The sequence below is a fragment of the Shewanella algicola genome, from assembly GCF_014648035.1.
Classification (GTDB): Bacteria; Pseudomonadota; Gammaproteobacteria; order Enterobacterales; family Shewanellaceae; genus Shewanella; species Shewanella algicola.
In genome coordinates this window covers 1-25,465 of the sequence record NZ_BMQI01000009.1, presented here as the reverse complement: position 1 = coordinate 25,465, position 25,465 = coordinate 1, and the positions used below count along the sequence as shown (strand labels likewise).

Here is a 25,465-nt window from a genome sequence, read left to right as displayed (position 1 = left end):
GAACAAATGACAAGCTTGAAAGTGAGAAATTGGTAATATGTTGATTTTAAATAGCATAAGTTCATCCCTTATTCCGAGTTCAGGTTAAGTAGATAACAACACCGACATATCATTAATAAGGCCAATATCATGAACATTGCCATCACTGCTGCCAGCGGAAAACTAGGTAGCGCCATTGTTAAAGCTCTACTCGCTCACTCACCAGAGCATCATATTATTGCTCTGGTGCGCACCCCAGAAAAAGCCCAGCATTTAGGCGTTGAAGTCAGACCCGGTGACTACAACGACCCAGCCCAACTGCTGCAGTCGCTACACTCTGTTGAAGTGCTATTAATGGTGTCAGGCATGGACTCACCAGACAAACGCATTCAACAACATCGCAATGTCATCGAAGCGGCTAAACAAGCTGGAGTACAAAAAATTGTGTACACCAGTGTTCAAGGCGCTGAAGAAGGCACCGCATTTTCACCTGTGATCCAAAGTAATCGGCAAACAGAAAAAGATGTGCGCGAAAGCACGTTAGAGTGGGTCATTGGTCGAAACGGTATTTACATTGAGCCTGATGTTGAATACATAGACACCTACCAACAAGTGGGCGGTATTTTTAACTGTGCTGCCGAAGGTAAGTGTGGCTATACCACCAGAGATGAACTGGGTTTTGCCTATGCCAAAATACTGACCGAAAACCACCATAACGGCAAAACGTATAACTTAAACAGTGAGCCCATCACTCAATATCAATTGGCAGATTATTTAAATCTTGCTTTTGATACTCAGCTTACTTATCTGCCAATCACATTTGAGCAATTTAAGCAGCGCAGCATTACCGATCTCGGCGAGTTTATCGGCACAGTGGTCGCAGGAATATACCAAGGCATATCACAAGGTAAAGCCGATAACCCAAGCCACTTCACACAAGCAGCAGGCCGAGAACATATCAGTTGGGATGATTATTTTCGTCAATTAAAGTCAAAGCATTAATTGTGGAGGCTCAAAATCCGCCTCCCATCAATCGTTAACGGACAGGTAAACTGCCGTTTGGATCAATATCTAGGCGGCGCATGGTGCGAATAAGATTACTTCGGTCAAGTTTTAACGTTCGTGCGACAGCGGCCAAATTACCGCGCTCTTTCGCTAATACTGCACAAATAACCTGACGTTGATATTGATCGGTAGAGTCGCGTAAGCCATAGCGACAAACTTGTGCTAGCTCAATCTCTGCCGGGCTATCAACCTGAGTTGTTGGGGCTAACTCTGCTGCCACTTCTGGTTGATTAACAGCAAACTCAATCCCAAGATGAACACAGCTAATGCTAATAATACTGGCAAGACGGCCTTGTTCACTTATTGCCCTTAATGCAGCCCGACTTAAAAGATGCTCTAACTCACGCACATTGCCAGGCCAATCATATTGCATAAGTTGTTCAATCGCCGTTTGCTGTAACCTCAGTTTGGCGACGCCCAATTGATGCTGACTTTTTTCTAAGAAATATCCCGCCAGTAAAATAACGTCTTTACCGCGCTCGCGCAATGGCGGCACAGGCAAAGGATAAACACTCAAGCGGTGATACAAATCCGTCCTAAAACGCCCTTCTTTCACTTCTTGCTGTAAATGGCGATTTGTCGCGGCAATAATTCTCACATCGACCACAATAACCGTGTCGCTACCAACGCGTTGAATTTCGCCATTTTGCAGGGCACGCAATAGCTTAGCTTGTACCGCTAATGGCAACTCGCCCACTTCATCTAAAAATAACGTGCCGCCATCGGCTAATTCAAAACGACCACGGCGATCACTCACCGCACCAGAAAATGCCCCTTTAACATGACCAAACAGTTCGCTTTCTACAATACTTTCAGGTAATGCTGCGCAATTGATTTGCACCAAGGGTTGTAGGTTACGCCGTGATTGTTGATGAATACTTTTAGCCACTAACTCTTTGCCCACGCCAGTCTCACCGGTAATCAACACCGACAAATCACTATTAGCAACCGTATCTATTTCGGCCTGTAAGGCGTTAATAGCTGCACTTTTACCAATAATGGTTGAGGGGCCTAAGGTTGCTTGAGCTACCTGATGGCTTTGTTCAATTTTGGCCTCAAGTGCTTCAATGTGCTCACTGGTTTTAATCGCTGCTGCTACCCCTGCAATATATGCTCGGGTTTCGGTAGGATTGAGGGCATCAAAGCTGCCTGCTTGCATCGCATCTAGGGTGAGTACACCCCACACTTTGCCATCAACATAAATAGTGCAGCCCATACAGTCGTGTACGTGCAATTGCTCACTGCCGTCGTCCACCAAACCATCATAAGGATCGGCTAGGCTTGAGTCGGCATCAAAACGAGTTATGTGTGGGCTGGCAAGTATTTGTTGCAATCGCGGATGATGATGAATAGAAAACTGCCGCGCCAACGCTTCTTGTTTAAGACCAACCACCGCAACAGGCATCAAATAATCGTCTTTGAGCTTTAATAACGCCACTGCGTCACAAGGAATGGCACGTTGAATCGCTTGAATAAGTCGTAAATAACGCTCCGATTTAGCCAGATCGCGATTTAAGTCTTCTACAATATCAATGAAAGGAGAAATATTCATAGTGAGTCGAATTAACCTAATTTAGGTTAATTTGACATATTTATTGATCTAGGTCAATTTAACCCTCAACTATATTATCACTTATAAATCAATTAGATAAATATTGGCACGTTATGTGCAACACAAACAGTATCGCAGATAAACAATTGAAGTTTATCGCAATTTTATGCCTAAAAGGACTCATCAATGTTAGACACTGCAACTGTTCAAATTATTAAAGCCACCGTACCGGCATTACAAATTTATGCGAATGACATTACCAGTCATTTTTACCCTTTATTGTTTAGCCAACACCCTGAAGTGTTACCTTATTTTAATCAAACTAACCAAGGCAAAGGCACTCAACCTAAAGCGTTAGCGAACGCAGTGATTGCCTATGGCGCCAATATTGATGAGCTGGGTAATTTAAGTGACGCCGTAAGTAAAATTGTTCAAAAACACACTGCATTAGGGATTTTACCTGAGCAATACGACGCGGTTGGCAGTTGTTTATTACAAGCCATTAAAGCCGTTTTAGGCGACGCGGCAACAGATGAAGTGATTGGTGCCTGGGCTAAAGCTTATGGCCAGCTGGCTAATATTTTAATTGCCGCAGAAGAGTCGGTTTACACAGCAAATGAGCAAAAAGAGGGGGGCTGGCGCGGCGAACGTGAATTCATTTTAGTTAAGCGTGAAAATGAAAGCTCGGTTATCACCTCATTTTATTTTCAGCCTTTTGATAACCAAGGCTTACCCGATTTTGAAGCGGGACAATTTTTAACCATCCTATTTGACGATATCGATGGCGTAGCTGTGCGTCGTAACTACAGCTTGTCAGATGCCGCAGGCAAAGACTACCTAAGAATCAGTGTTAAACGAGAGCCTAATGGTGTGGTATCAAACCATTTACACAATAATATCCAGCTCGGTGACAAAGTAAAGTTACGCGCACCAAGTGGTGACTTTACCTTACGTAAAAATGCAAAACCATTAGTGCTGCTCACTGGCGGCGTCGGTATTACACCCGCCATCAGCATGCTCAATACCGCGGTAGGGTCTGGCCGTGACATTCGCTTTATTCATGCCGCGATTAACAGCGACGTACATGCCTTTAAACAGCATGTAGATACACTTGCCGCAGCCAACAGCAACATTACACCACTATACATTTACAGCCAGCCACAAGCGCATTGCCAACCACATGCAACAGGCTTTATTGATGCTTCATTCATCGAAGCGCAATTGCCAGCAGATCGCGACGTAGAACTATATGTCCTCGGCCCTATTGGATTTATGAAAGCCGCGTTAGCTATCGCCACCAGCCTGGGCATTCCTAGCACCCAGATCCATTACGAGTTCTTCGGCCCGGCAGAATCATTAACTGCTTAACAATAAAAGATTTTGAACTCTTATTAGATCAAAAAAGCCCTGACAATAATGCCAGGGCTTTTTGTTAATTCGTTGCGCTAAGCCGTAAATTAAAACGGAATATCGTCATCCCAACCTTCATCCAAATCTGGAGTGAAGTTTTGTGCAGGCTGTGGCGCTGGGCGTTGAGCCGGTGCATTTTGCGGTTGGAAGTTACCTTGTGGAGCCGCGGCAGGCTTAGGCGCATAAGCCGGAGCTTGCTGTGCTGGGGCTGGTGCAGGTTGCTGATAACCACCTTGTTGGCCCGCATTAGGCTGGCCCTGGTAAGTATTGGTATTGCCAGCAGGAGCTGCCTGGTTGTTATACTGAGGCGCACGTTGTTGTGGCGCTGCAGCAGGCGCTTGACGAGCTTGCTGACCTTGGTTTGAGTTATACGCGTTTTGGTTGGCGTTTTGGTTATATTGACCACCTGCGTTATCGCCACCAGAATTGCGACTGTCTAGCATTTGCATTTCCATCGCATTGATTTCGGTTTTGTAGCGGTCTTGACCCGTCGCTTGATCTTGCCACTTACTGGTTTGCAATTTACCTTCAAGATAAACTTTAGAGCCTTTCTTTAAGTACTCACCCGCAATTTCAGCAAGTCGACGATACATTACAATGTTGTGCCATTCTGTACGCTCTTGCACTTGACCTTGTTGGTCTTTCCACGACTCACTTGTCGCTATTGTAAAGTTGGCTACGGCGTTGCCGTTTGGCATGTAACGAACCTCAGGGTCTTTACCTAAGTTACCGACCAAAATCACTTTATTTACACCACGACTAGCCATCGAAATCTCCTGAGATTTTTATCTGTTTACTTTATCTGAATTCTAAACGAAATGATCTACACGATCTATTGTACAGAGCCTAACACAGCTCGGGCTTCGCTTAAATTGAATTTATCATCGGCCTTTAAATAAGCGGCCTTCTCTTCAAGCACCACAATGGCTTCGACCACTCCGGCCAATTGCGATAGCTCGGTAGCCATTACCTGGGCATCATTTTTATCTTTTATTTTGGCTTCAAGGGTATAGCTTTTTAACAGCACAGGTTTTTGCATGCCAAAGGTTAGCAGTAACCACACAAACATTAGTGCAAGGGCGACAAAAAACACCCCCGAGGCGCCCACTAATTGATAAGCGCCACCGCCGAGCATACCGCCACAAAATGCGCCTAAAAATTGGCTAGTTGAATACACCCCCATCGCAGAGCCTTTGTCGCCCACTGGGCAAAATTTAGCAATTAAGCTTGGCAGCGATGCTTCGAGGTAATTAAAGCCGGTAAAGAACAACACAACTGCAGCACTTAGCATCCAAATATTGTCAGCAAAAATGCCCATGGTGGCTAATGACAACATCATAATCACCAGCGCCAATTGGAACATGGTTTTGGTGTTATTACGCTTAACCCCAATAATGATTAACGGCACCATTAAAAAGAATGCGCCAACAAAGGCAGGGAAGTACAACATCCAGTGCTTTTCTTTGACTAAACCGGCATCCACCAAATCCAGCGGTAACGCAACAAACACTGCTGTTAACACTAAATGCAGAATAAAAATACCAGCATCTAAACGAAATAGCTGCGGGTCTAACAACATGCGTTTTAATTTAGTTGGGGTAGCAACGGTGTCACCTTTGGGTGCCTGGCTAATTGGATTTGGTACAAAAAACTGCACAATTAACATGCCCAATACCGCCAGCACTGCCGTCAATAAAAACAGCCCAGTTAACCCCAGGTATTGCGCCACAACCGGACCAACCAATAGCGACAGCGCAAACGAAAAGCCAATACACATGCCAATGACGGCCATCACTTTAGTGCGTTGCTCATCGCGGGTTAAGTCGGCAGCTAATGCTAATACGGCAGCGGCAATAGCGCCCATACCTTGTACCGCACGGCCAAATACCACGCCATAAATATGATCAGATGAAGCAGCAATTAAGCTACCAATGGCAAATAATACTAAGCCCGCCAATATAATTGGTTTACGGCCATACTTGTCTGACAAAATCCCCATTGGAATTTGCAATACTGCTTGTGTCAGTCCGTAAGCACCAATGGCAATACCCACCCATAACGGTGAAAAGCCTTCAAGGTGCTGACCATACAACGCGAAGACAGGCATGATCATAAACAGCCCCATCATTCGTAAACCAAATACACTGGCTAACGAAAAAGCGACTTTTTTTTCTATACCTGAGAGTCCATTACCGGCCATGCAATTGCCCTTTGAAAATGATTCGTAAAACTATTAGCTGCGCATATTATCACAGCGTAATAAATTAGCTCAAAAGGAAATCGTAGTTTGCGACCTATGCTTCATTTAAATTACCTTTTACTAAACTTATTGGTTATGACGGACGTATACAAAACATTATTGATAACAAAATTGATCTGAAGTACTTCGATATCTATGCGATACTGATCATCGTTTTGTTTACCTAAGTCATAGAGCGAGATAGATGGATAAAATTGAAATACGCGGTGCCCGCACCCACAATCTGAAAAACATCAATCTAACAATTCCACGTGACAAACTTATTGTTATTACAGGATTATCCGGTTCCGGAAAATCATCTTTAGCCTTCGACACTCTGTATGCAGAAGGTCAACGTCGTTATGTCGAATCGCTGTCGGCTTATGCGCGCCAATTTTTAAGTATGATGGAAAAACCCGATGTCGATCATATCGAAGGCTTAAGCCCAGCCATTTCAATTGAGCAAAAATCGACTTCGCATAATCCACGTTCAACCGTGGGCACCATTACCGAAATCTACGATTATTTACGCCTGTTATTTGCCCGTGTCGGCGAGCCACGCTGCCCAACTCATAACTTACCTTTGTCGGCACAAACGGTCAGCCAGATGGTCGATAAAGTGCTGGCGATGCCACAAGACAGCCGCCAAATGCTGCTCGCGCCAGTGGTAAACGATCGTAAAGGTGAGCACGTTAAACTGCTTGAAAGTTTGTCGGCCCAAGGTTACATCCGCGCCCGTATTGACGGCGAAGTGTGTGACTTAACCGACCCACCGACGTTAGATTTACACATAAAACATACTATTGAAGTGGTTGTTGACCGCTTTAAAGTACGTGAAGACATAAAACAACGTTTAGCTGAATCATTTGAAACGGCATTAGAGTTGTCAGGTGGTATCGCAAAAATTGCCAGCATGGACGATTCAACAACCGAAGAATTAGTGTTTTCGGCAAACTTTGCTTGTCCGCATTGTGGTTATTCAATGGCCGAGCTTGAACCGCGCATTTTCTCGTTTAACAATCCGGCGGGGGCTTGCCAAACCTGTGATGGTTTAGGCGTACAACAGTTTTTTGACCCAGACCGCGTGATCACCAACGACGAATTATCATTAGCCGGTGGCGCTGTAAGAGGCTGGGACAGACGCAATTTTTACTATTTCCAAATGCTCAGCTCATTAGCAGAACATTACAAATTTGATGTTGAAAAGCCCTTTGCTAAACTCAGCGACAAAGTGAAAAAGATTGTCCTGTATGGTTCAGGCAAACAAAACATTGCCTTTAAGTACATTAACGACCGTGGTGACGTGGTGGTACGTAACCATCCGTTTGAAGGTATTTTAAATAACATGGACCGCCGCTACCGTGAAACCGAAAGTCATTCGGTGCGTGACGAGCTTTCTAAGTTTATTAATATGCAGCCATGTAATAGCTGTGGGGGGTCACGCCTTCGTGAAGAAGCCCGCAACGTGTTTATTGGCGAGCTTAACTTGCCGCAATTAACCACCTGGTCCATTGGCGAAGCCAAAGCGTACTTTGATACCGTCACCTTTGAAGGCCAACGGGCGCAAATTGCTGAAAAAATCTTAAAAGAAATCGGCGAACGTTTAGGCTTTTTGGTCAACGTTGGTTTGAATTATTTAAGCTTATCGCGCTCAGCCGAAACCTTATCGGGCGGCGAAGCACAGCGTATCCGTTTAGCCAGCCAAATTGGTGCAGGGCTTGTGGGCGTTATGTACGTATTGGATGAACCTTCCATTGGTTTACATCAACGCGACAACGAACGTTTATTACAAACCCTTATTCACCTTCGTGATTTAGGCAATACCGTTATTGTGGTTGAGCACGACGAAGATGCCATTCGTTTAGCCGATCATGTTATCGACATTGGCCCTGGGGCAGGTGTACACGGCGGCGAAGTCATTTGCGACGGCACATTAGACGATATCCTTAACTGCGAAGAGTCGGTCACTGGCCAATATATTTCTGGCAAAAAGCAAATTCACATCAGTGATGAGCGAACACCGATTGACCCCAAAAAGGTCATTGAGCTATTTGGCGCCACAGGTAACAACTTGCAAGATGTCGATTTAACCATTCCGATTGGGCTATTCACCTGTATTACGGGTGTATCAGGCTCTGGCAAATCAACTCTGATTAACGACACCTTCTTTAAAATTGCCCATCGCATGCTTAATGGCGCTACGGTCGACGAACCTGCACCTTATAAAAGCATTAAAGGCATGGAGCAATGCGACAAAGTTGTCGATATCGACCAAAGCCCCATTGGCCGCACACCGCGTTCAAATCCAGCAACTTACACGGGTATTTTTACCCCTATACGTGAGTTGTTTGCCGGCACGCAAGAGTCGCGTACTCGTGGTTATCTAGTAGGCCGCTTCTCATTTAACGTCAAAGGCGGACGCTGCGAAGCTTGTCAGGGTGATGGCTTAATTAAAGTTGAGATGCACTTTTTACCAGACGTGTATGTGCCTTGTGACTCATGCAAAGGAAAACGCTATAACCGCGAAACCTTAGAGGTGAAATACAAAGGTAAAAACATTCACGAAGTGCTGCAAATGACCGTTGAAGATGCCCGCAGCTATTTTGATGCTATTCCATCGATTGCGCGCAAACTGCAAACGTTAATGGATGTAGGTTTGTCGTATATCCGCTTAGGTCAAAGTGCAACCACCTTGTCTGGTGGTGAAGCGCAGCGGGTTAAGCTGGCAAAAGAGTTATCTAAACGCGACACAGGTAAAACCTTGTACATTTTAGATGAACCGACTACAGGTCTTCACTTTGCTGACATTCAACTATTGTTAGATGTACTGCATCGCTTAAAGTCGCATGGCAATACTGTTGTGGTGATTGAGCACAATTTAGATGTGATTAAAACCGCAGACTGGATTGTAGACTTAGGCCCAGAAGGCGGCGCTGGCGGCGGCATGATTTTAGCTACCGGTAGCCCTGAAGATGTCGCCGAGCACCCTGAGTCGCATACCGCTCGATTCTTAAAGCCGATGCTGGAGATTCATAAGCAACGCGCTAAAACCAAAGCGAAAGATAAAAAGTAGCCTTATGTTTCCCATCCACCCATAACAAAGAGGAGTGCCGATATGTTCATGCCTCTTACTCGTTATCGGGTGGTTGGGTTGCTTTTATTACTCAGTCTAACCAGCGGTTGCAGCTCCAACTTACCCGAATGCTCCTCCACATTTACCACCACTTGGCCTGATGCAACAGAGCAAATACATCAAGATATCAACCAACTGGCTTCTGCTGAGTTTCAAGGGCGCAAAACCTCATCGTTTGGCTCTCAAGCCGCGCAAGATTATATTATTGCGCGCTTTCATCAGGTTGGGCTTAAACCTTGGCAAGCAGAATTTACCATCCCCTTTACTTTCGACTATCAATTTTCAACGATAACTGGGGTTAATTTAGTCGCGACCATTCCTGCAAAAGTCCCCTCACGTCGCTGGCGGATCATTACCGCCCATTACGATCATTTAGGCCAAAAAGGGAGTACGGTGTTTCCTGGCGCCGACGACAATGCCTCTGGCGTTGCCGGTATGCTGGCGATTGCTCAACGTTGGCAACAACAGACTGACATAGATAACGTTAACTTGATGTTAGTGGCAACCGATGCCGAAGAGCCGGGGTTGTTTGGCAGTTACGCCCTAGTAAAGTTGTTGCAGCAAGACCCAAGCATTGACGTGGAATTAAGTGTTAATCTTGACATGATTGGCCACCCCAATCGCCGCCGAGCAATTTATATGGAAGGTGAAAAGAATCTTGCACAGTTTGAAGCCATTCGGGCACAACTGATGCAAAAAACGCAATTATGCATTCGCACTCATCGCAGCAGCTTACTCAGCGGGCGCTTACAAAAAGCCGATTGGTTAAGGGCATCGGATCATTACCCGTTTCACAAGGCAGGGTATAAATGGGTGTATTTTGGCGTACCGCCACATCCGCAATACCACACTGAATATGACACCCCAGACACCCTCGATATTGACTTTATCGTGGCAGTGGCCGAAACCGTGTACCAACTGCTGCAGATAGATAAACTGACTGAGTCACCATAAAAGTACGGTTAGATGACAACAAACGTTCACTTTTCAACCAATTAGTGACTTCTACAAATCAAGAATCAGGCCAATCTTAACGATTATTGGCCAAATTGATGTTTATTTTCAGTTTTTACGTGGTCAAATCGCATACTTGCTGCTATAATACGCCCCCTTATCGGCGCGGGAAATCGACACGGGGTTGATTTTCTGTCTGTGAAACTTTAGCACGAGCTTCCGAACTTCGTGCGCATCCACAAGGCTACAACTCAATGTCATCCAATGAAAGAACTTTCCGCGAACTCGGCCTGTCTGAGTATTTGTTGCGTTCACTTGACGAGCTTGGTTACGAAAAACCAACGCCAATTCAGTCTGCTAGTATCGACCCGCTAATGGCAGGTAAAGATATTATCGGTCAAGCGCAAACCGGTACCGGTAAAACAGGTGCATTCGCCCTGCCTTTACTAAACAAAATCGACATGAAAATCAATGCTCCACAGATTTTAGTGTTGGCTCCAACTCGTGAACTAGCCGTTCAGGTTGCAGAAGCTTTTGGTAGCTATGCAAAACACATGAAAGGTTTCCACGTACTGCCTATTTACGGCGGTCAAAGCATGCAACAACAGTTAAACGCCCTTAAGCGTGGCCCACAAGTGATTGTTGGTACACCTGGCCGTGTAATGGATCACATGCGTCGTGGCACACTAAAATTAGACACATTAAAAGCATTAGTGCTTGATGAAGCTGATGAAATGTTAAAAATGGGCTTCATCGATGATATCGAATGGGTTCTAGAACATAAACCAGCTAACAGCCAACTTGCGTTGTTCTCTGCCACTATGCCTGAGCAAATCAAGCGCGTAGCTAACAAGCATTTGAACAGCCCAGTTAACATCAGCATTGCTGCTAGCCACACTACGGTAGAGTCAATTGACCAACGTTTTGTGCAAGTTTCACAACACAACAAACTTGAAGCCTTAGTACGCGTATTAGAAGTTGAAAATACTGAAGGTATTATCATTTTCGTACGTACTCGTAACAGCTGTGTTGAATTAGCAGAAAAATTAGAAGCTCGCGGTTACGCATCATCACCACTACACGGTGACATGAACCAACAAGCACGTGAGCGCGCTGTTGAGCAGTTAAAACGCGGCAAGTTAGACATTTTGATTGCAACTGACGTAGCAGCACGTGGTTTAGACGTTGAACGTATTGGCCACGTTGTAAACTACGATATTCCTTACGATTCAGAAGCCTACGTACACCGTATCGGTCGTACTGGTCGCGCTGGCCGTAAAGGTATGGCCATTTTGTTTGTGACCAACCGTGAAATGCGTATGTTACGCACTATCGAACGTGCAACAAACAGCCGTATTTCGCCAATGAAAGTGCCTAGCCCTGAGACAGTTGCAGAGCGTCGTTTATCTCGTTTAGGCGAGCAAATCCAAGAAACCTTAAACGGCGACTTAGATTTCATGAAAAATGCCGTTGCTGAATTATGCCAACAGCTTGAAGTTGATACCGACTTATTAGCCGCTGCATTATTACAACAAGTACAGCAAGAGCGTCCGTTACAATTACCAACGATTACTGAGCGTCAACGTGATTCACGTGATGACCGTGGTGATCGCAACAGCGACCGTCCACGTCGTGAGCGCAGTAACCGTCCGGCGCCAACTAGCTTTGGTAGTGCAGACACCCTAAAAGATAACCCAGACGTGAAAATGAACCGTTATGTTATCGATGTGGGTCGTGAAAATGGTGTTGGTGTGGGTAACATTGTTGGCGCTATTGCTAACGAAGCTAACATCGACAGCCGTTTCATTGGTCAAATTCAATTATTCGACCAAGTGACTACCGTTGACTTACCAGACGGCATGCCAAAAGACATTCTATCTCACCTTAAAAAGGTACGTGTATGTGGTCGTCCACTTAACATCCGTGAAGCCGGTGATGAAGTGTTTGCAGACTCTGGTCGTGGTGCGCCACGCAAGCCTCGTGGTGATCGTCCACGCGGTGACCGTCCTGCAGGTGCAGAACGTCGTCCACGTAAGCCACGTGACAATGGCTAATCATTCAGTTGAATGACACAAAAAATGGAGCCTCAGGGCTCCATTTTTGTTTTCAGTTTTTAATAGTAAAGACTCTAGAGCGCTACGCTGCTAGATTCTAGAGTACTAGAGCGCTACGCTGCTAGGTTCTAGAATATTAGAGCGCTTGTTATCATTTCTAACAGGACGCAGTCCGCCCTAGCAGCAAAGCGACCCTAGTGATAATTCTTTTGCACCAAAATGTTACAGTAACGTCCTGAATGCTTTAGCCTGCTTGCGCTTTTGATACATAGGCACAATTTGTACCGTAAAAACCGCACAGACAATTAATACAATGCCCATTAATGATAATAAATCGATATTGGCGCTGCTAAATATCCCGCTCCACCAGCCTAAACTGACCACCAGTTCGGTCACGGTAAAGCTCAACACTGGCGTTAAAGACAACATCGCACTCACTTGAGCGGTTGGCCAATAATGCAAGGCCTGAGCAAAGCAGCCATAAGCGATTAAAGTATTAGCACCGCAAAATAATACAATCCACCATTGGTTTAATGTCATGGCCTCAAACTGGCTAAAATCGCTAAACGGTGCCATGGCAAAAATGCCTAAACCATAAATAAACAACAATACATTACTAGGCGATATTCGCTGACTTACCGACTTTTGCAATAACGCATAGCTGGTCCACGACATCACCGAGAACTGCACAATAATAATCCCCATCAATACTTGATGGTCGCTAGCGTGGCTTAAGTCGAGCTGCGGATGGAAAAACATCAACATCCCCAGCGCAAGTGTGGCAAAACAACTGAGCTGAAAAGCATTAAAGCGCTCTTTAAAAAACAACACCCCGCCAAATGCTAAAAAGAATGGCGCGGTTTGAAAATTGAGTTGTGCGGTGCCTGGGGCTAAGTAGCCCAATGAGTACACAAATGACACGTAATTACACATCAGCAATACACCAGCCAAGGTGAGTTTTAGCCATACAGCCCGAGGTAAACCCACAAATTGACGCAGCGCACCGATTTTCCATTGAATAAGCAACGTCACTACGAATGCCATTAAAAACCGAAACCAGGTCAAGGTGACCGGAGTAATAAAACCACCAGAGAGTTTGAGCGCTATGGGCAATATTCCCCAGAAAAGTATCGCAATAGAAACAAATATCAGCCCTAAGCGATTATTGGCGTTTTGTTGTTCAGTCCCCACGTTGGCTCACTCATTACATTATTTAGGCGGTGAATATTGCCTGAATGAAGGACTAAAGTCTTCCACATCTGTAGTTGATTGTTCGCATAATAAAAAAGCCTATTTCAACACACCCTTTTCGCGTGGCAAATCCAGCTAATAGAGGTAAAATAGCCGCCATAAAAAACCTATGTGCCCTACTACCTAAGGAACACTCGCATGAGTCTTGCTGATTCCGTTCTTGCCGTGAACAATGATTTACCTATCCGTACCGACAAGCCTGTCCACAGTGGCAAAGTTCGCAGCGTTTACTGGTTAACTGATACCGATAGCCGTCGCCTTATTCAGGAGAAAGGTTACGATGTCCCAGAAGATACCCCACTTGCTATTATGGTGATCAGTGACCGCATTTCAGCATTTGACTGCATCTTCCATGGCGAAGGTAATTTGCAAGGCATTCCAGGCAAAGGCGCTGCATTAAATGCGATTTCAAACCACTGGTTTGGTTTATTTGCTGAAAACGGTTTAGCTGATAGCCACATTTTAGATATTCCGCACCCATTTGTGTGGATAGTACAAAAAGCCCGTCCCATTAAAGTTGAAGCCATTTGTCGTCAATACATTACCGGCTCAATGTGGCGTGCCTACTCAAAAGGCGAACGTGTTTTTTGTGGCATCACCTTGCCAGAAGGGTTAAGTAAAGATCAAAAATTACCTGAATTACTGATCACCCCATCAACCAAAGGTATTTTAACCGGTATTCCAGGCGTGCCTGCGCAAGATGACGTGAATATCAGCCGCAACGACATTGAAGCCAACTACCAGGCATTTGGCTTTGAAAAGCCACAAGATATCGACTTATATGAAACCCTGCTAAAACAAGGGTTCAAGGTGATTTCAGACGCGCTGGCAAAACTTGACCAGGTGTTTGTCGATACCAAATTTGAGTTTGGCTACGTGAATGACAAAAACGGTCAGTCAAAACTGATTTATATGGATGAAGTCGGCACCCCAGACTCATCACGTATTTGGGACGGTGCAGCTTATCGCGACGGTAAGATTGTTGAGAACTCAAAAGAAGGCTTCCGTCAGTTCTTATTAAATCATTTTGACGATGCCGATATTCTGTTAAACAAAGACAGAATGCCAGAACGTGAAGCCCTTGCCCGTGACAATGACTTACCACTTGAAGCCATGATGAACGTGTCGCGTACTTACACTGGCGTGGCAGAAAAAGTCACCGGTAACAGCATTGCACTGCCGACGAATCCAAAAGCAGACATCATCAAAGTGCTACGTGAGCAATACGATTTAGTTGACTAATCATGCTCTCGCTATATGCATTAAGGCGCCTTCTGGCGCCTTAATTCTATTCGTTATCATGATGATCAATCCCTAGCAAACCTCCCTCTTCAAAGATTAAATTTACAAAACTCACAAAATGTAAATGATAATGATTTTCATTAACATCAAGTGTATTATCTCGGCTAAAACATAATGACACATAACGAACAAGGACTCGTTCATAGCCGCTGAAGATGATAACACCATGAAATTAAATAAAATTAGCCTAGCTGTTCTATGCGCTATTAGCTTATCGCAACACGCCTTTGCTGCCGACGAACCTCTCGAGGTCAACAATGACACGGTAAACACCGATAACATTGAAAAAATTGAAGTGACTGGCAGTTATTTTGCTGGTTACAACGCCCACTCAGTGAGTGGCGCCTCACGTTTAGACCTCGCCATTATTGATATCCCTCAATCAGTTTCGGTTATCACCGAAGCGCAAATGCAAGACTTTCAATTACACGACATCAATGCCGCGCTAGACTCCGCTACCGGGGTTAACGTTGAGCGAATTGAAACCGACCGCACTTACTATACCGCCCGCGGTTTTGATATTACTAACTTTCAAATTGACGGTATTGGTTTGCCACTTACCTCAGGTAATAACCATGCCGATGAAGACACCGCGATTTATGACCGCATCGAGGTTATCCGCGGTGCTAACGGCTTAATGACAGGTGTGGGTAATCCATCTGCCACCATCAACTTTATTCGGAAACGCCCTACTGCAGACAACCAACTTACCGTTAGTGGTACTTATGGCAGCTTTAATAACACCCGTATCGAAGCTGATGGTTCTGTCAGACTTAATGACACCTTTGCTGCCAGAGCGGTAGCGGTAACTCAAAGTAAAGATTCGTATTTAGACCGCTATGAAACCGATAAAAATGTCTTTTATGTGTTTTTAGAAGCCAACTTAACAGACGACACCAGCTTATCACTAAGCCACAGCTACATTAATAACGATGCCACAGGCAATAACTGGGGCGCCCTGCCGTTGTTTTACACTGACGGTAGCGCCACCAATTACGACAGCTCTACCAACACCTCAGCCGACTGGTCTAACTGGCAGGTCATTAAAAACAATACCGTGTTTGAGCTAAGCCACCACTTTAATTCTGACTGGCGTTTACGGGCGACTTACTCACATAAAACAACCGACGAAGACACGGAGTTATTTTATGTGTTTGGCACACCAAACAAGGATACCGAACTTGGCTTAACCGGTTATGGCAGTGAGTATGATTTAGATGACCAAAGTGATTTAGTGGATATTTATGTTGATGGTAACTTCAGCCTGTTTGGCCGCGAGCATCAACTTGTTGCTGGGGTTAACTATTCTAAAATGAGCTACACCGACAGCTCACTTTATGATTACACCACTGACTATGGCTTCCCCGAAATGCCAGATCTCAACACCTGGGACGGCAACACCCCAAAACCGACCTTTATTGATGGCTTACGCGGCAGCGATGTGATCCGCAAACAGCAAGCTGCTTACTTTACCGGTCGCTTTAGTGTTGTGGATGATTTACACGTGATTGTCGGTGGACGTTACAACGATTGGCAAGCAGAAGGCGAGTCATACGAAGTTAACCAAGATGCCGATTATGACAAGTTTATCCCATACTTAGGTGCCGTTTATAGTTTTACGCCTGAACTAGTAGCTTACGCCAGTTACACCGAAAATTTTGTTGCACAGACTGAAGCCGACAGTGTGGGGGTGTTTCTTGACCCCATTACCGGAGAAAGCCGCGAAGTGGGCGTTAAAAGCGAATTGTTTAACGGTCGTTTAATTGCCAGCCTAGCCTACTTTGACGTAGAGCAAACCAATATTGCAGTACTTGACCCTGAAACTGCAGGGTTACCTATCGACATGCAAACTTACTATGGTGCAGACGGGATTAGTAGCACAGGTTTTGAGTTTGAAGTGGCCGGTGAAATTTACCCAGGTTTGAATGCCAGCATAGGTTATACCGACTTTGACATTGAAGGTGACGATACCGTTGCTGCTTACACCCCAAGCAAGCTATTAAAATTTGCCGCTACCTATGACTTTGAAACCATAGAAGGGCTCTCTATCGGGATGAACATGCGCTGGCAAGATGATATCTCGCGCAATCAAGGAGTCGTAGCGGAAGGTTTTGACAACGCAGGCACTGAGATTATTACCAAGCAAGACGCCTATGCGGTGATTGATTTAATGGCTAAATATCAAATTAGCGAGAATCTAGGATTAGCGGTTAATGCCAATAATGTTGGTGATGAAAAGTACATCAATAGCTTGTACTGGGCCCAAGGTTACTACGGTGCACCTGCAAACTACAGTGCCACGTTAAGCTGGAAAATGTAATTAGTCGCGCAATCTGCGTCAGTGAGATAACCTTTGCTCAGTGGTATCAATGCCAGGTTATCTCACTGAATTCATCCAACAATGAAATGACATTCTTATGAGAAAAACCCTTTTTAAATGGCACTCTTATGGTGCCCTTATCGCCATGCTACCGTTATTGATCATTTCAATAACCGGTAGCATTTTAGTGTTTAAAGTCGAAATAGACAGCTTGCTACGCCCAGCGCACATGTTAGTCGACGCCTCTGTCACAACGCCAAGAGTCAGTTTAGACACGCTAATGGATACCATGCTAAGCGCTAATAGTGATTATGAGTTAGGTGGCTGGGAAATCTTTGATGATAAATCACGATCTGACGCTGGCTATTTAATTGAACGAGGCACAGAAAATTGGTTTAAAGTTTATATAAATCAATATAATGGCCAGCTATTGTCTGAGCCACAAACCTTGACGCATTATCTAACCGACTGGCTACTAGAGCTACACTATAGCTTTTTATTCCATGTGGCTGGGGCAAGCGTTGCGTTAATTGTCGGTTGTATCATGCTGTTTTTAGGGATTAGCGGCATCATATTATATCGCCGTTTTTGGGTTAAGTTGTTTACCCTACGCTTTAACGCGGTGAGGCGGATATTGTTTAGCGATATTCATAAATTTATTGGTATTTTAAGCTCGCCAGTGCTCATTATTGTGGCTTTAACTGGGGTGTATTGGAACTTTATTGGCATACAGCATGAACTAAGCGAGCATTCCGATGGTGAGCATTATCTTGTGAGCGCGCCACGCCATAGCCCAGTCATTTCATTTGAAGCATTGATGCAACAAACCGAAGCCGAGATTTCCAGCTATAAAGCAGGTTACCTTACCATGCCCTTTGAACCGGGCCGTGATATCACTTTTTACGGCGAGGTCGACAGCAGCAACCCGTTTAATAGCGAATACGCCAGCTTTGTTAGCTTTGACCGAACCACAGGCAAATTACTCGCCAAACAAGACATTCGTCAAGCAAGCACATTAACCGTGTTTTTAGACAGTTTTCGTAAGTTACACTTTGGCTATTTTGGTGGGTTATTGTCACGGATAATTTGGTGCATTATCGGTTTAATGCCGTTAATCCTTGGGTTTACTGGGCTGTATTTGTATTGGCATCGCCGCCAACAACGGGTTAAATCGGCACACAATCGTCGCCAACAAGTAGTCAGTGCATAAAACAACCAATAAAAAAGGATGACGATACCGTCATCCTTTTTGCTTAAGCACTAAAACAATTAACAAATATTAGCTGCGACGACGTAAGCCTAGTGCACCTAATAACATTAATGCTAAGTAGCCTAAGCTACCACCATCACCCTTTTTCTCTGGCTCAACTGGGTCAACAGGCTCAACTGGTTCAGGATCTGGGTAACTCAGTGCAATAATCACTGGGTCATGGTCTGATGCAGAAAATGCATTTTCAGACTTCACTAAGTCGCCAGTGTACTTGCTGCCATATTCAAACAGGTTAGATTCAACCGAGTTAATGTGCCAGTCATCAATACCCACAACTTTAGCTGCTAAACTCGCATTACCTAATGCATGGTCTAAGTTACCTAACTCGCCGTTGTAGCTGTACGAGTAAGTATCAGCACCGTGCACTTGCGTGTTTAAGTTAATTAAGCCGTAGCCCTTATCAATCACACTGCCCTCACGCTCATATACTTTGCCGTCAAGGGTTGTCCAAGATGCAGTACGAATAACATGGTCTGTTGTTGAGGCATCATAGTCAGTTAATACAGCAACGGGATCTTCTTTACCGTAGGCATTTAAATCACCAATCACCAACACATCACCGTCGACATCTTTAAGTGACTCACCTAATACTTTAGCTGCCGATACCCGGAAGGCATTACACTTACCTTGTAAATCAGCGGGTTCAGAATTTTCGTTAAATTCTGCCCAATCTTCAATACAGCCAGATCCTTTAGACTTAAGATGATTAACCACAATCGTCAGTTTTTCATCATTAATGCTAAAGCTTTGCACTAGGCTGTGACGTTGGTATTTGTCATAGCCAGGGCTTGATTCAACCACGTCATCTTTTTCACGAGTTTGTGCGCCTTCAGCAGCATGTTGCTCTGGTGTCGCAATCACTTGCGCTGCGCCATCTAAGCTAATGCGTGCAGGACGATATAACATGCCCACTGTAATCGCGTCGCTACCAATATACTTACCGTCATATTTGTCAGCATCTTCAATTTCTACAAAGCGGTATGCTTGTTCATCTGTCAGCTCTGCATTTAAGGCATCCAATAGGTTTTGAATGGCGCTTAACTCACCAAAGCCATTGTTGGCAATTTCCATTAAGCCAACAACATCGGCGTTCATGGCCACAAGTGCATTCACAATTTTGGTACGCTGCAATACCATTTCGTCTTCGGTTAACGCGCCGCGGTTGCTGTTTGATGGGTTAGCATCGCCACCTACTGCGTCATTAAAGAAGTTCAATACGTTAAAGCTTGCTACACGTATATCGCCCATATCTGCCACAGTTGGCGCATCGGTACGATCATCTCCACGAATAAAGTCACCGGCGGTAATCGTATTGGTGGCTAGAATACGGTACGAGCTGTAGCTGTAACCAATTACACCTTCAAGATTAGTGAGCTGATCACCCACACGGATATAACCAGTTTCAGCATTAAAGTCAGGGAAATAAGGCACTTCGCCATCGTTCGCCTTATAATCAGACTCAACAAAAAGCTGATTGGCAATATTGGCGTCACTTAATGCTACAGCGTCCGCCGAGTTTGGCTCGAATACTTGCGTGGGTTTCATTAATGGCGCTTTATGCGACAACACCATATTGTTGCGGTAACTTGAGTAATCAAAGCTAAAGGTACGCGTCACTTTCATGTCACTGCCGGCATCTAGCTTCACTTTCATGCCTTCAACACGCTCTAATGCTTCGTTAAGCGTTTCGCCATCTGCAACATAGAATTCAACCGCGGCAGGTACATCACCGACAACACCCACTTCAAATTTTTGATCGTCTTTAATGTCTATTTGAGTAGAGCCGTAATACTCTTTTACTTTACCTTGAACACACACCTCAGTACCTGGCTGAATGGTGTCTGGCGCGGCTTCATTTAGGTAAACAAAAATACCGTCTGAGGTATAAGGTGAGCCATCGCCTTGGGCATCTTGAATAAAGAAACCTTTATATAAACTGTCGCTTCTAGCGCTCACAATGCCTTTTACGGTAACTTCGTTAGCCGACTCAAAACTACCACTGACAATCAATGGACTTGAATCACCCGCGCCTTGAATATCATAAATATTGGTCAACGTGGCACCGTTACAGGTAAAGGTGCTTGGCTCCGGAGCCTCAGCTGCTTCGAGTGTGCCTAGACCACTAAAAGTATCTTCTTCGAGTTCAACCCATTGGGCAGCATTATAGGTTGTGCTTGCCGTTAAATCTTCTAGATTGCGCTGAAAAGTGGTGTTGGCTCCCCAACCATCTGGCGTTGGGATTTCGCCAATGACATCAACCAACACATCGTCTTTTAATAGTCCGACAGCATCGCCACCATTAAAGTACAAGTTACCGGTCATTGAGTCGGCACCCGTTGGTAAGGTGATTGCTGCGCTTGGGTGTAAAATCACTTTGACACTTTTAGCCGCAATTGAATCCGTCAAATCAACCATGTCTAGAGCCGCGGTGTCGCCGTCTTTATAACGTACTAATTTGTAGCCTGTTAAATCAACGGCTGCATCACCGCTGTTATACAGTTCAATCGCTTTGTTGTTGGAGCTCCCTTCAACATATTCACTAATTAACACATCTGCATTTGCCATCATTGGCAATGCTGCGGCCACAGCGAGTGAAACCGCCGTTAGTTTAGTCAGTCCTTTCATTTTTTAACCCCATATTTTGTAATAGAAATGCTATTTTTTTGTAATATGCGGCGCGATTGTCCCAAAGTTTTGTGACATTAAAAAGAACATTGATCACAAAAAATGAGCAGAAAAAATTACTATCTACTTGATTAACAGAACAAAATAATTCTCTTGGCAGGATAAGCAATAAAGTGCGATCAAATTCTCATTTAAAAACAGAAACTAAGCACAAAACAATACTTAAGGGTATTTCAAAACAATATGATAATCTTTGTAACACTTTTATTAAAAATAAAACAAGAGTATTACAACATGCTGTTTTGTAATGTAATTAATACTATCGCTTACCTTGAAACGATAAATGAATATGTAGATAATTAAACAGGCAAAGCTATGGTTTACCCCATTAGCAGGCGTTAGTAGTGATAAAAATGTTATAAAATGCAGAAAAAGAGAAGGCTCATGCAGTACAAACCATTAAAGCCATGTTCGAATTACGCCGATAAAAAACAATAAACCTCTTAAGCTATAAGATTTATTGTCGATATAAATATAGTCACTTAGTTGTTTTTGTCATAAGAATTGTAGTTTGCACGGTATTTTAGTATCAAAATACTGCCAGCTACTCTACTATTTGCATCTATTGTATTTACCGGTTTAGGTACCCTCGCTATGAAACAAGTTGATTTCAGGAATATTGATAAACTCTTCATAAAGATGTCGATTAACGACAAATTTTGGACCATCTTTGCGCTATTCCTAATCGTGTTATCCAGCGTATCCATCAGCAGCTATTTCAGCAAAATGGATCAAATTGAACAGCAATCGGTACAGATGCTAGAGCAAAAAGCCGCTGCTATGGTGCAAGCACTTGATTCAACCGGCCAACTTGAACAGGCTGCAAGTCTTGGGTTGCAAGTGTCTAGTCGCGCCCAAACCAGTAGTCGCTCACAAGACACCGTCACCGCGGTATACGCCTCAGCAGGCCAATATTACGTGCTTAGCGAATCAGTGTATAACCAAGAGTCAGATGCGAAACAAGCGGCTATGAACTCAATGTTACTGTCGTTTTTATGGATATTACCTTTTGCTTTGGTCATTTATTGGAACGCCACCTTTATTGGTGGAGCATTATGGGTGTTATGGGAAACCACAGAAAAAATCGCTAAAGGCGACCTGACCTCACGCTTAGGGTTCCACCCTGGCCGCGACGAGTTTGGCACCATTGGTTGTGCATTAGACAAAGCCATGGACACCTTAAGTGAGCTGGTTATTGCGGTTAAAACCAATACCGATACCTTGCATGCAACCTCAGACTCTTTTGCTCGCGATGCAGAGCAAAGCGCTGAGCAAATTGACTTACAGTATGCCTCTTTAGATTCTGTCGCCACCGCTATGGAAGAAATGACCGCCTCTGCTGCTGAAGTATCTAATATTGCGCGTAACTCTACTGAGCGTGTTGAGCAAGACTCAGAATACACTCGCCAAAGCTACGACAGAGCAAAACGTGCGATTAACGAAATTAAACAATTGTCTAAATACATTGAGCAAACGTCAAATTCGGTTAACACCTTAAAGGTCAATGCCACTAACATTAATGATGTGATTACCACCATTAATGCGATTTCAGACCAAACTAACTTACTGGCACTGAATGCGGCAATTGAAGCTGCACGTGCTGGTGAAATGGGCCGTGGGTTTGCCGTGGTTGCAGACGAAGTAAGAACCCTAGCGGGCCGTACTCAAGCTGCAACGGTTGAAATTCATAACATGATTGAGTTACTGCAAAGTGAAACGCTTAACATCGACAGCATTACTCAAGACACCGTTAAACAAGCACAAACCAGTAGCGACTTAATCAGTAACATTGGTACTGACATTGATGCGATTGCTGAGTCATCTCGTTCAATTATGGACATGAGCTTCCAGATTTCGACGTCATCTGAAGAGCAAAGTGCTGTTGCTAATGATATTGCTAAAGAACTGACTGACATTCGCCAAAAATCGAATGTCATCCGTGGATTGTCGCAGCAATCCTCACATGGCGTGAAAGATCTGTCTACAGCCTCTGCTAACTTAGGTAAGATTTTAAGCCGTTACCGCACTAACTAAAGTGAGCAGTTAATCAACAGGTTGTCGGGTTAATTAACCCGGCTAACTCAAAATAAAACGACGTGATATCTACCGATATCACGTCGTTTTTTATTAGCCTAATACCGAATTTTTACAGTATACTTTTCCACCACATTGGATCTATACCTTTTACCGCTTTCAGGCATAATCCGCGCACTTTTTATCATTATCATTAATCGCAACCTGTATGTGTGATATTTTATGACAGTTGAAACCTTTACACCCAAGCAAACAACCACGCTCGATATTCCAGGTAAAACCCTTGCAGCCAACAGCACAAGTACCCCTAACATTGGTAATCGAATTGGCTTTGTGTCATTGGGCTGTCCAAAAAATTTAGTCGATTCAGAGCGGATCCTCACTCAATTACGCACCGAAGGCTATGATGTCACCAACAGCTATGACGATGCCGATTTAGTTATTGTGAACACCTGTGGCTTTATTGACAGCGCGGTACAAGAGTCGTTAGAAACGATTGGTGAAGCATTGGCGGCTAACGGTAAAGTGTTAGTCACAGGTTGTTTAGGCGTTAAGAAAGATGAAATTGTTGAACTTCACCCTAACGTGCTAGGTGTTACCGGCCCACATGCCTATGATGAAGTACTTAAACAAGTGCACCTGCATGTTGAAAAGCCTAAACACAATCCACTGATGGACCTTGTGCCAGATCATGGTGTAAAACTCACGCCGAAACATTACGCCTATTTGAAAATATCAGAAGGCTGCAATCACCGTTGTACCTTCTGCATTATTCCGTCAATGCGTGGTGATTTAAACTCTCGCCCAATTGGTGATGTACTCGGTGAAGCGCAACGTTTAGTGAACGCAGACGTAAAAGAATTACTGATTATTTCACAAGACACCTCAGCTTATGGCATTGATGTAAAACACAAAACCGCATTTTGGGATGGCATGCCTGTGAAAACTCACATGCAACAGTTGTGTGAAGAATTATCTAAGCAAGGTGTGTGGGTACGTTTGCACTATGTTTACCCTTACCCGCATGTGGACGACATTATTCCATTAATGGCTCAAGGCAGCATTTTACCTTATCTCGATATTCCGTTTCAGCATGCCAATAAGCGTATTCTTAAATTGATGAAACGCCCAGGCAGCTCAGACAAGGTGTTAGAGCGCATCGTAAAATGGCGTGAGATTTGCCCAGAATTAGTGATTCGTTCAACCTTTATTGTTGGTTTCCCGGGTGAAACTGAAGAAGAGTTTGAAGAACTATTAGACTTTTTAGAAGAAGCACAACTTGATCGCGTAGGCTGTTTTAAATACTCGCCAGTAGAAGGCGCTAAAGCTAACGATTTACCAGACCATGTGCCAGAAGATGTTATGGAAGACCGTTTACAACGCTTTATGGCGGTTCAAGCACAGATCAGTGCCGACAAACTGCAAGCCCGTATTGGCCATGAGTATTTAATCTTAATTGATGAAGTGAACACCGAAGGTGCTGTCGGTCGCTCCTACATGGACGCACCAGAAATTGACGGTAAAGTGTATTTAACCGACGAGTTTGACGTGCAACCTGGCGATCAAGTTTGGGTACACATTATTCATGCCGACGAGCACGATGTGTGGGGCGTTAAAGTCGACGATGATCAAGACGAATAACCTTGATAAATTAGCCTCATAGCGCGTTAACCTCATAAAAAAGCCGATATCACTGATATCGGCTTTTTGTTTTGTTAAATCATTATTTCAATGAATTATTCTAACAAAGTTAATCTATGACCTAGTGTACTTGTACTGTCTGGTGTCAGTACAAAAGTAAAGTTACTGCCACCACTAATATCTAAAGTCTCAGACTGATAAATCAGTGTTTGAGTGCCGTTGTCAGCTTCATAGACGATATTAATTTCGTAAAAGTCTTCAGGTAATGTAGTGCTTTGCTCTTCAACGAAGTCTAAATCGGTTAACGTATATTCAGCCGTTTCAATGGTTTCTGAATCACGCACAAAATACACGCTCAGATCATCGTAGTCATAAGACAAGTTAACTACATCGACTTTATATTCATATGCACGTGGACGAAGGTCTTGAGTAATTTCCATCCCTTCCACTGAACCGTCTTCGTTTTGATATACAAGCACTGATTTCACATCATCTTGTTCAAACGTCACAAGCACGGCGTTTTTCAAGGTAGTTGTCGCCTAAGCTGTTAAGCTGCTTCTTTTTTGTTCTCTGGGT

At 44.2% G+C, this 25,465-nt stretch carries 16 protein-coding genes; 10 read left to right on the top strand and 6 right to left on the bottom strand.

Annotated features, from left to right (window positions below; translation table 11 throughout):
• Positions 1–129 precede the first annotated feature (129 nt).
• Positions 130–981, top strand: a complete 852-nt coding sequence (locus IEY42_RS05515; RefSeq protein WP_188924319.1) for an SDR family oxidoreductase — start codon at positions 130–132, stop codon at positions 979–981.
• Between the two features lie 34 nt (positions 982–1,015).
• On the opposite strand, the gene norR is transcribed toward IEY42_RS05515, so the two are convergent.
• Complete coding sequence (gene norR / locus IEY42_RS05510) at positions 1,016–2,596, bottom strand: nitric oxide reductase transcriptional regulator NorR (RefSeq protein WP_188924318.1); 1,581 nt, start codon at positions 2,594–2,596, stop codon at positions 1,016–1,018.
• 186 nt (positions 2,597–2,782) lie between these two features.
• On the opposite strand from norR, the gene hmpA reads away from it, so the two are divergent.
• Entirely contained in the window at positions 2,783–3,964 is a 1,182-nt protein-coding gene (hmpA, locus tag IEY42_RS05505) for an NO-inducible flavohemoprotein (protein ID WP_188924317.1), read from the top strand.
• 89 nt (positions 3,965–4,053) lie between these two features.
• Here hmpA and ssb read toward each other — a convergent pair whose 3' ends face one another.
• Both ssb and IEY42_RS05495 read right to left on the bottom strand, forming a co-directional pair.
• Positions 4,054–4,773: a single-stranded DNA-binding protein gene (gene ssb / locus IEY42_RS05500; RefSeq protein WP_188924316.1), complete on the bottom strand. Its 720-nt coding sequence runs from the start codon at positions 4,771–4,773 to the stop codon at positions 4,054–4,056.
• A gap of 65 nt (positions 4,774–4,838) precedes the next feature.
• Positions 4,839–6,206 carry an MFS transporter gene (locus IEY42_RS05495; RefSeq protein ID WP_188924315.1) on the bottom strand — a complete coding sequence of 456 codons (1,368 nt, stop codon included), beginning with the start codon at positions 6,204–6,206 and terminating at the stop codon, positions 4,839–4,841.
• Between the two features lie 244 nt (positions 6,207–6,450).
• On the opposite strand from IEY42_RS05495, the gene uvrA reads away from it, so the two are divergent.
• From uvrA to IEY42_RS05480, 3 genes are all read left to right on the top strand, one after another.
• A complete protein-coding gene (uvrA, locus tag IEY42_RS05490; protein WP_188924314.1) occupies positions 6,451–9,318 on the top strand; it encodes an excinuclease ABC subunit UvrA in 2,868 nt (955 codons plus the stop codon).
• 42 nt (positions 9,319–9,360) lie between these two features.
• Positions 9,361–10,332, top strand: coding sequence for a M20/M25/M40 family metallo-hydrolase (locus IEY42_RS05485; RefSeq protein WP_188924313.1), 972 nt, complete (start codon positions 9,361–9,363; stop codon positions 10,330–10,332).
• A gap of 254 nt (positions 10,333–10,586) precedes the next feature.
• Positions 10,587–12,386, top strand: coding sequence for a DEAD/DEAH box helicase (locus tag IEY42_RS05480; protein WP_188924312.1), 1,800 nt, complete (start codon positions 10,587–10,589; stop codon positions 12,384–12,386).
• A gap of 222 nt (positions 12,387–12,608) precedes the next feature.
• On the opposite strand, the gene IEY42_RS05475 is transcribed toward IEY42_RS05480, so the two are convergent.
• A complete protein-coding gene (locus IEY42_RS05475; RefSeq protein ID WP_188924311.1) occupies positions 12,609–13,577 on the bottom strand; it encodes a DMT family transporter in 969 nt (322 codons plus the stop codon).
• A 198-nt stretch (positions 13,578–13,775) separates the two neighbouring features.
• Here IEY42_RS05475 and IEY42_RS05470 point away from each other — a divergent pair, with 198 nt between their 5' ends.
• The 3 genes from IEY42_RS05470 (at position 13,776) to IEY42_RS05460 (ending at position 18,469) form a co-directional block, all read left to right on the top strand.
• Complete coding sequence (locus tag IEY42_RS05470; RefSeq protein ID WP_188924310.1) at positions 13,776–14,879, top strand: phosphoribosylaminoimidazolesuccinocarboxamide synthase; 1,104 nt, start codon at positions 13,776–13,778, stop codon at positions 14,877–14,879.
• 226 nt (positions 14,880–15,105) lie between these two features.
• Positions 15,106–17,259, top strand: a complete 2,154-nt coding sequence (locus tag IEY42_RS05465) for a TonB-dependent siderophore receptor (RefSeq protein ID WP_188924309.1) — start codon at positions 15,106–15,108, stop codon at positions 17,257–17,259.
• 97 nt (positions 17,260–17,356) lie between these two features.
• The gene (locus tag IEY42_RS05460; protein ID WP_188924308.1) at positions 17,357–18,469 is read left to right on the top strand and encodes a PepSY-associated TM helix domain-containing protein; all 1,113 of its coding nucleotides are present in this window, start codon (positions 17,357–17,359) and stop codon (positions 18,467–18,469) included.
• 69 nt (positions 18,470–18,538) lie between these two features.
• Here the strand turns inward: IEY42_RS05460 and exeM are convergent, their stop codons facing one another.
• Entirely contained in the window at positions 18,539–21,154 is a 2,616-nt protein-coding gene (gene exeM, locus IEY42_RS05455) for an extracellular exonuclease ExeM (RefSeq protein WP_188924307.1), read from the bottom strand.
• Positions 21,155–21,808: 654 nt separating this feature from the next.
• Between exeM and IEY42_RS05450 the strand changes: the two genes are divergently transcribed.
• Together IEY42_RS05450 and rimO are read left to right on the top strand one after the other, a co-directional pair.
• Entirely contained in the window at positions 21,809–23,248 is a 1,440-nt protein-coding gene (locus IEY42_RS05450) for a methyl-accepting chemotaxis protein (RefSeq protein WP_188924306.1), read from the top strand.
• A gap of 222 nt (positions 23,249–23,470) precedes the next feature.
• Complete coding sequence (rimO, locus tag IEY42_RS05445) at positions 23,471–24,889, top strand: 30S ribosomal protein S12 methylthiotransferase RimO (protein ID WP_188924305.1); 1,419 nt, start codon at positions 23,471–23,473, stop codon at positions 24,887–24,889.
• A gap of 95 nt (positions 24,890–24,984) precedes the next feature.
• Here rimO and IEY42_RS05440 read toward each other — a convergent pair whose 3' ends face one another.
• Positions 24,985–25,416, bottom strand: a complete 432-nt coding sequence (locus tag IEY42_RS05440) for a hypothetical protein (RefSeq protein ID WP_188924304.1) — start codon at positions 25,414–25,416, stop codon at positions 24,985–24,987.
• Positions 25,417–25,465: the final 49 nt, after the last annotated feature.

Bases quoted from the DNA above. Each gene is read 5' to 3' on its own strand.
- IEY42_RS05515 (WP_188924319.1), top strand. From the start codon at position 130: ATGAACATTGCCATCACTGCTGCCAGCGGAAAACTAGGTAGCGCCATT.
- norR (WP_188924318.1), bottom strand. From the start codon at position 2,596: ATGAATATTTCTCCTTTCATTGATATTGTAGAAGACTTAAATCGCGAT.
- hmpA (WP_188924317.1), top strand. From the start codon at position 2,783: ATGTTAGACACTGCAACTGTTCAAATTATTAAAGCCACCGTACCGGCA.
- ssb (WP_188924316.1), bottom strand. From the start codon at position 4,773: ATGGCTAGTCGTGGTGTAAATAAAGTGATTTTGGTCGGTAACTTAGGT.
- IEY42_RS05495 (WP_188924315.1), bottom strand. From the start codon at position 6,206: ATGGCCGGTAATGGACTCTCAGGTATAGAAAAAAAAGTCGCTTTTTCG.
- uvrA (WP_188924314.1), top strand. From the start codon at position 6,451: ATGGATAAAATTGAAATACGCGGTGCCCGCACCCACAATCTGAAAAAC.
- IEY42_RS05485 (WP_188924313.1), top strand. From the start codon at position 9,361: ATGTTCATGCCTCTTACTCGTTATCGGGTGGTTGGGTTGCTTTTATTA.
- IEY42_RS05480 (WP_188924312.1), top strand. From the start codon at position 10,587: ATGTCATCCAATGAAAGAACTTTCCGCGAACTCGGCCTGTCTGAGTAT.
- IEY42_RS05470 (WP_188924310.1), top strand. From the start codon at position 13,776: ATGAGTCTTGCTGATTCCGTTCTTGCCGTGAACAATGATTTACCTATC.
- IEY42_RS05465 (WP_188924309.1), top strand. From the start codon at position 15,106: ATGAAATTAAATAAAATTAGCCTAGCTGTTCTATGCGCTATTAGCTTA.
- IEY42_RS05460 (WP_188924308.1), top strand. From the start codon at position 17,357: ATGAGAAAAACCCTTTTTAAATGGCACTCTTATGGTGCCCTTATCGCC.
- exeM (WP_188924307.1), bottom strand. From the start codon at position 21,154: ATGAAAGGACTGACTAAACTAACGGCGGTTTCACTCGCTGTGGCCGCA.
- IEY42_RS05450 (WP_188924306.1), top strand. From the start codon at position 21,809: ATGAAACAAGTTGATTTCAGGAATATTGATAAACTCTTCATAAAGATG.
- rimO (WP_188924305.1), top strand. From the start codon at position 23,471: ATGACAGTTGAAACCTTTACACCCAAGCAAACAACCACGCTCGATATT.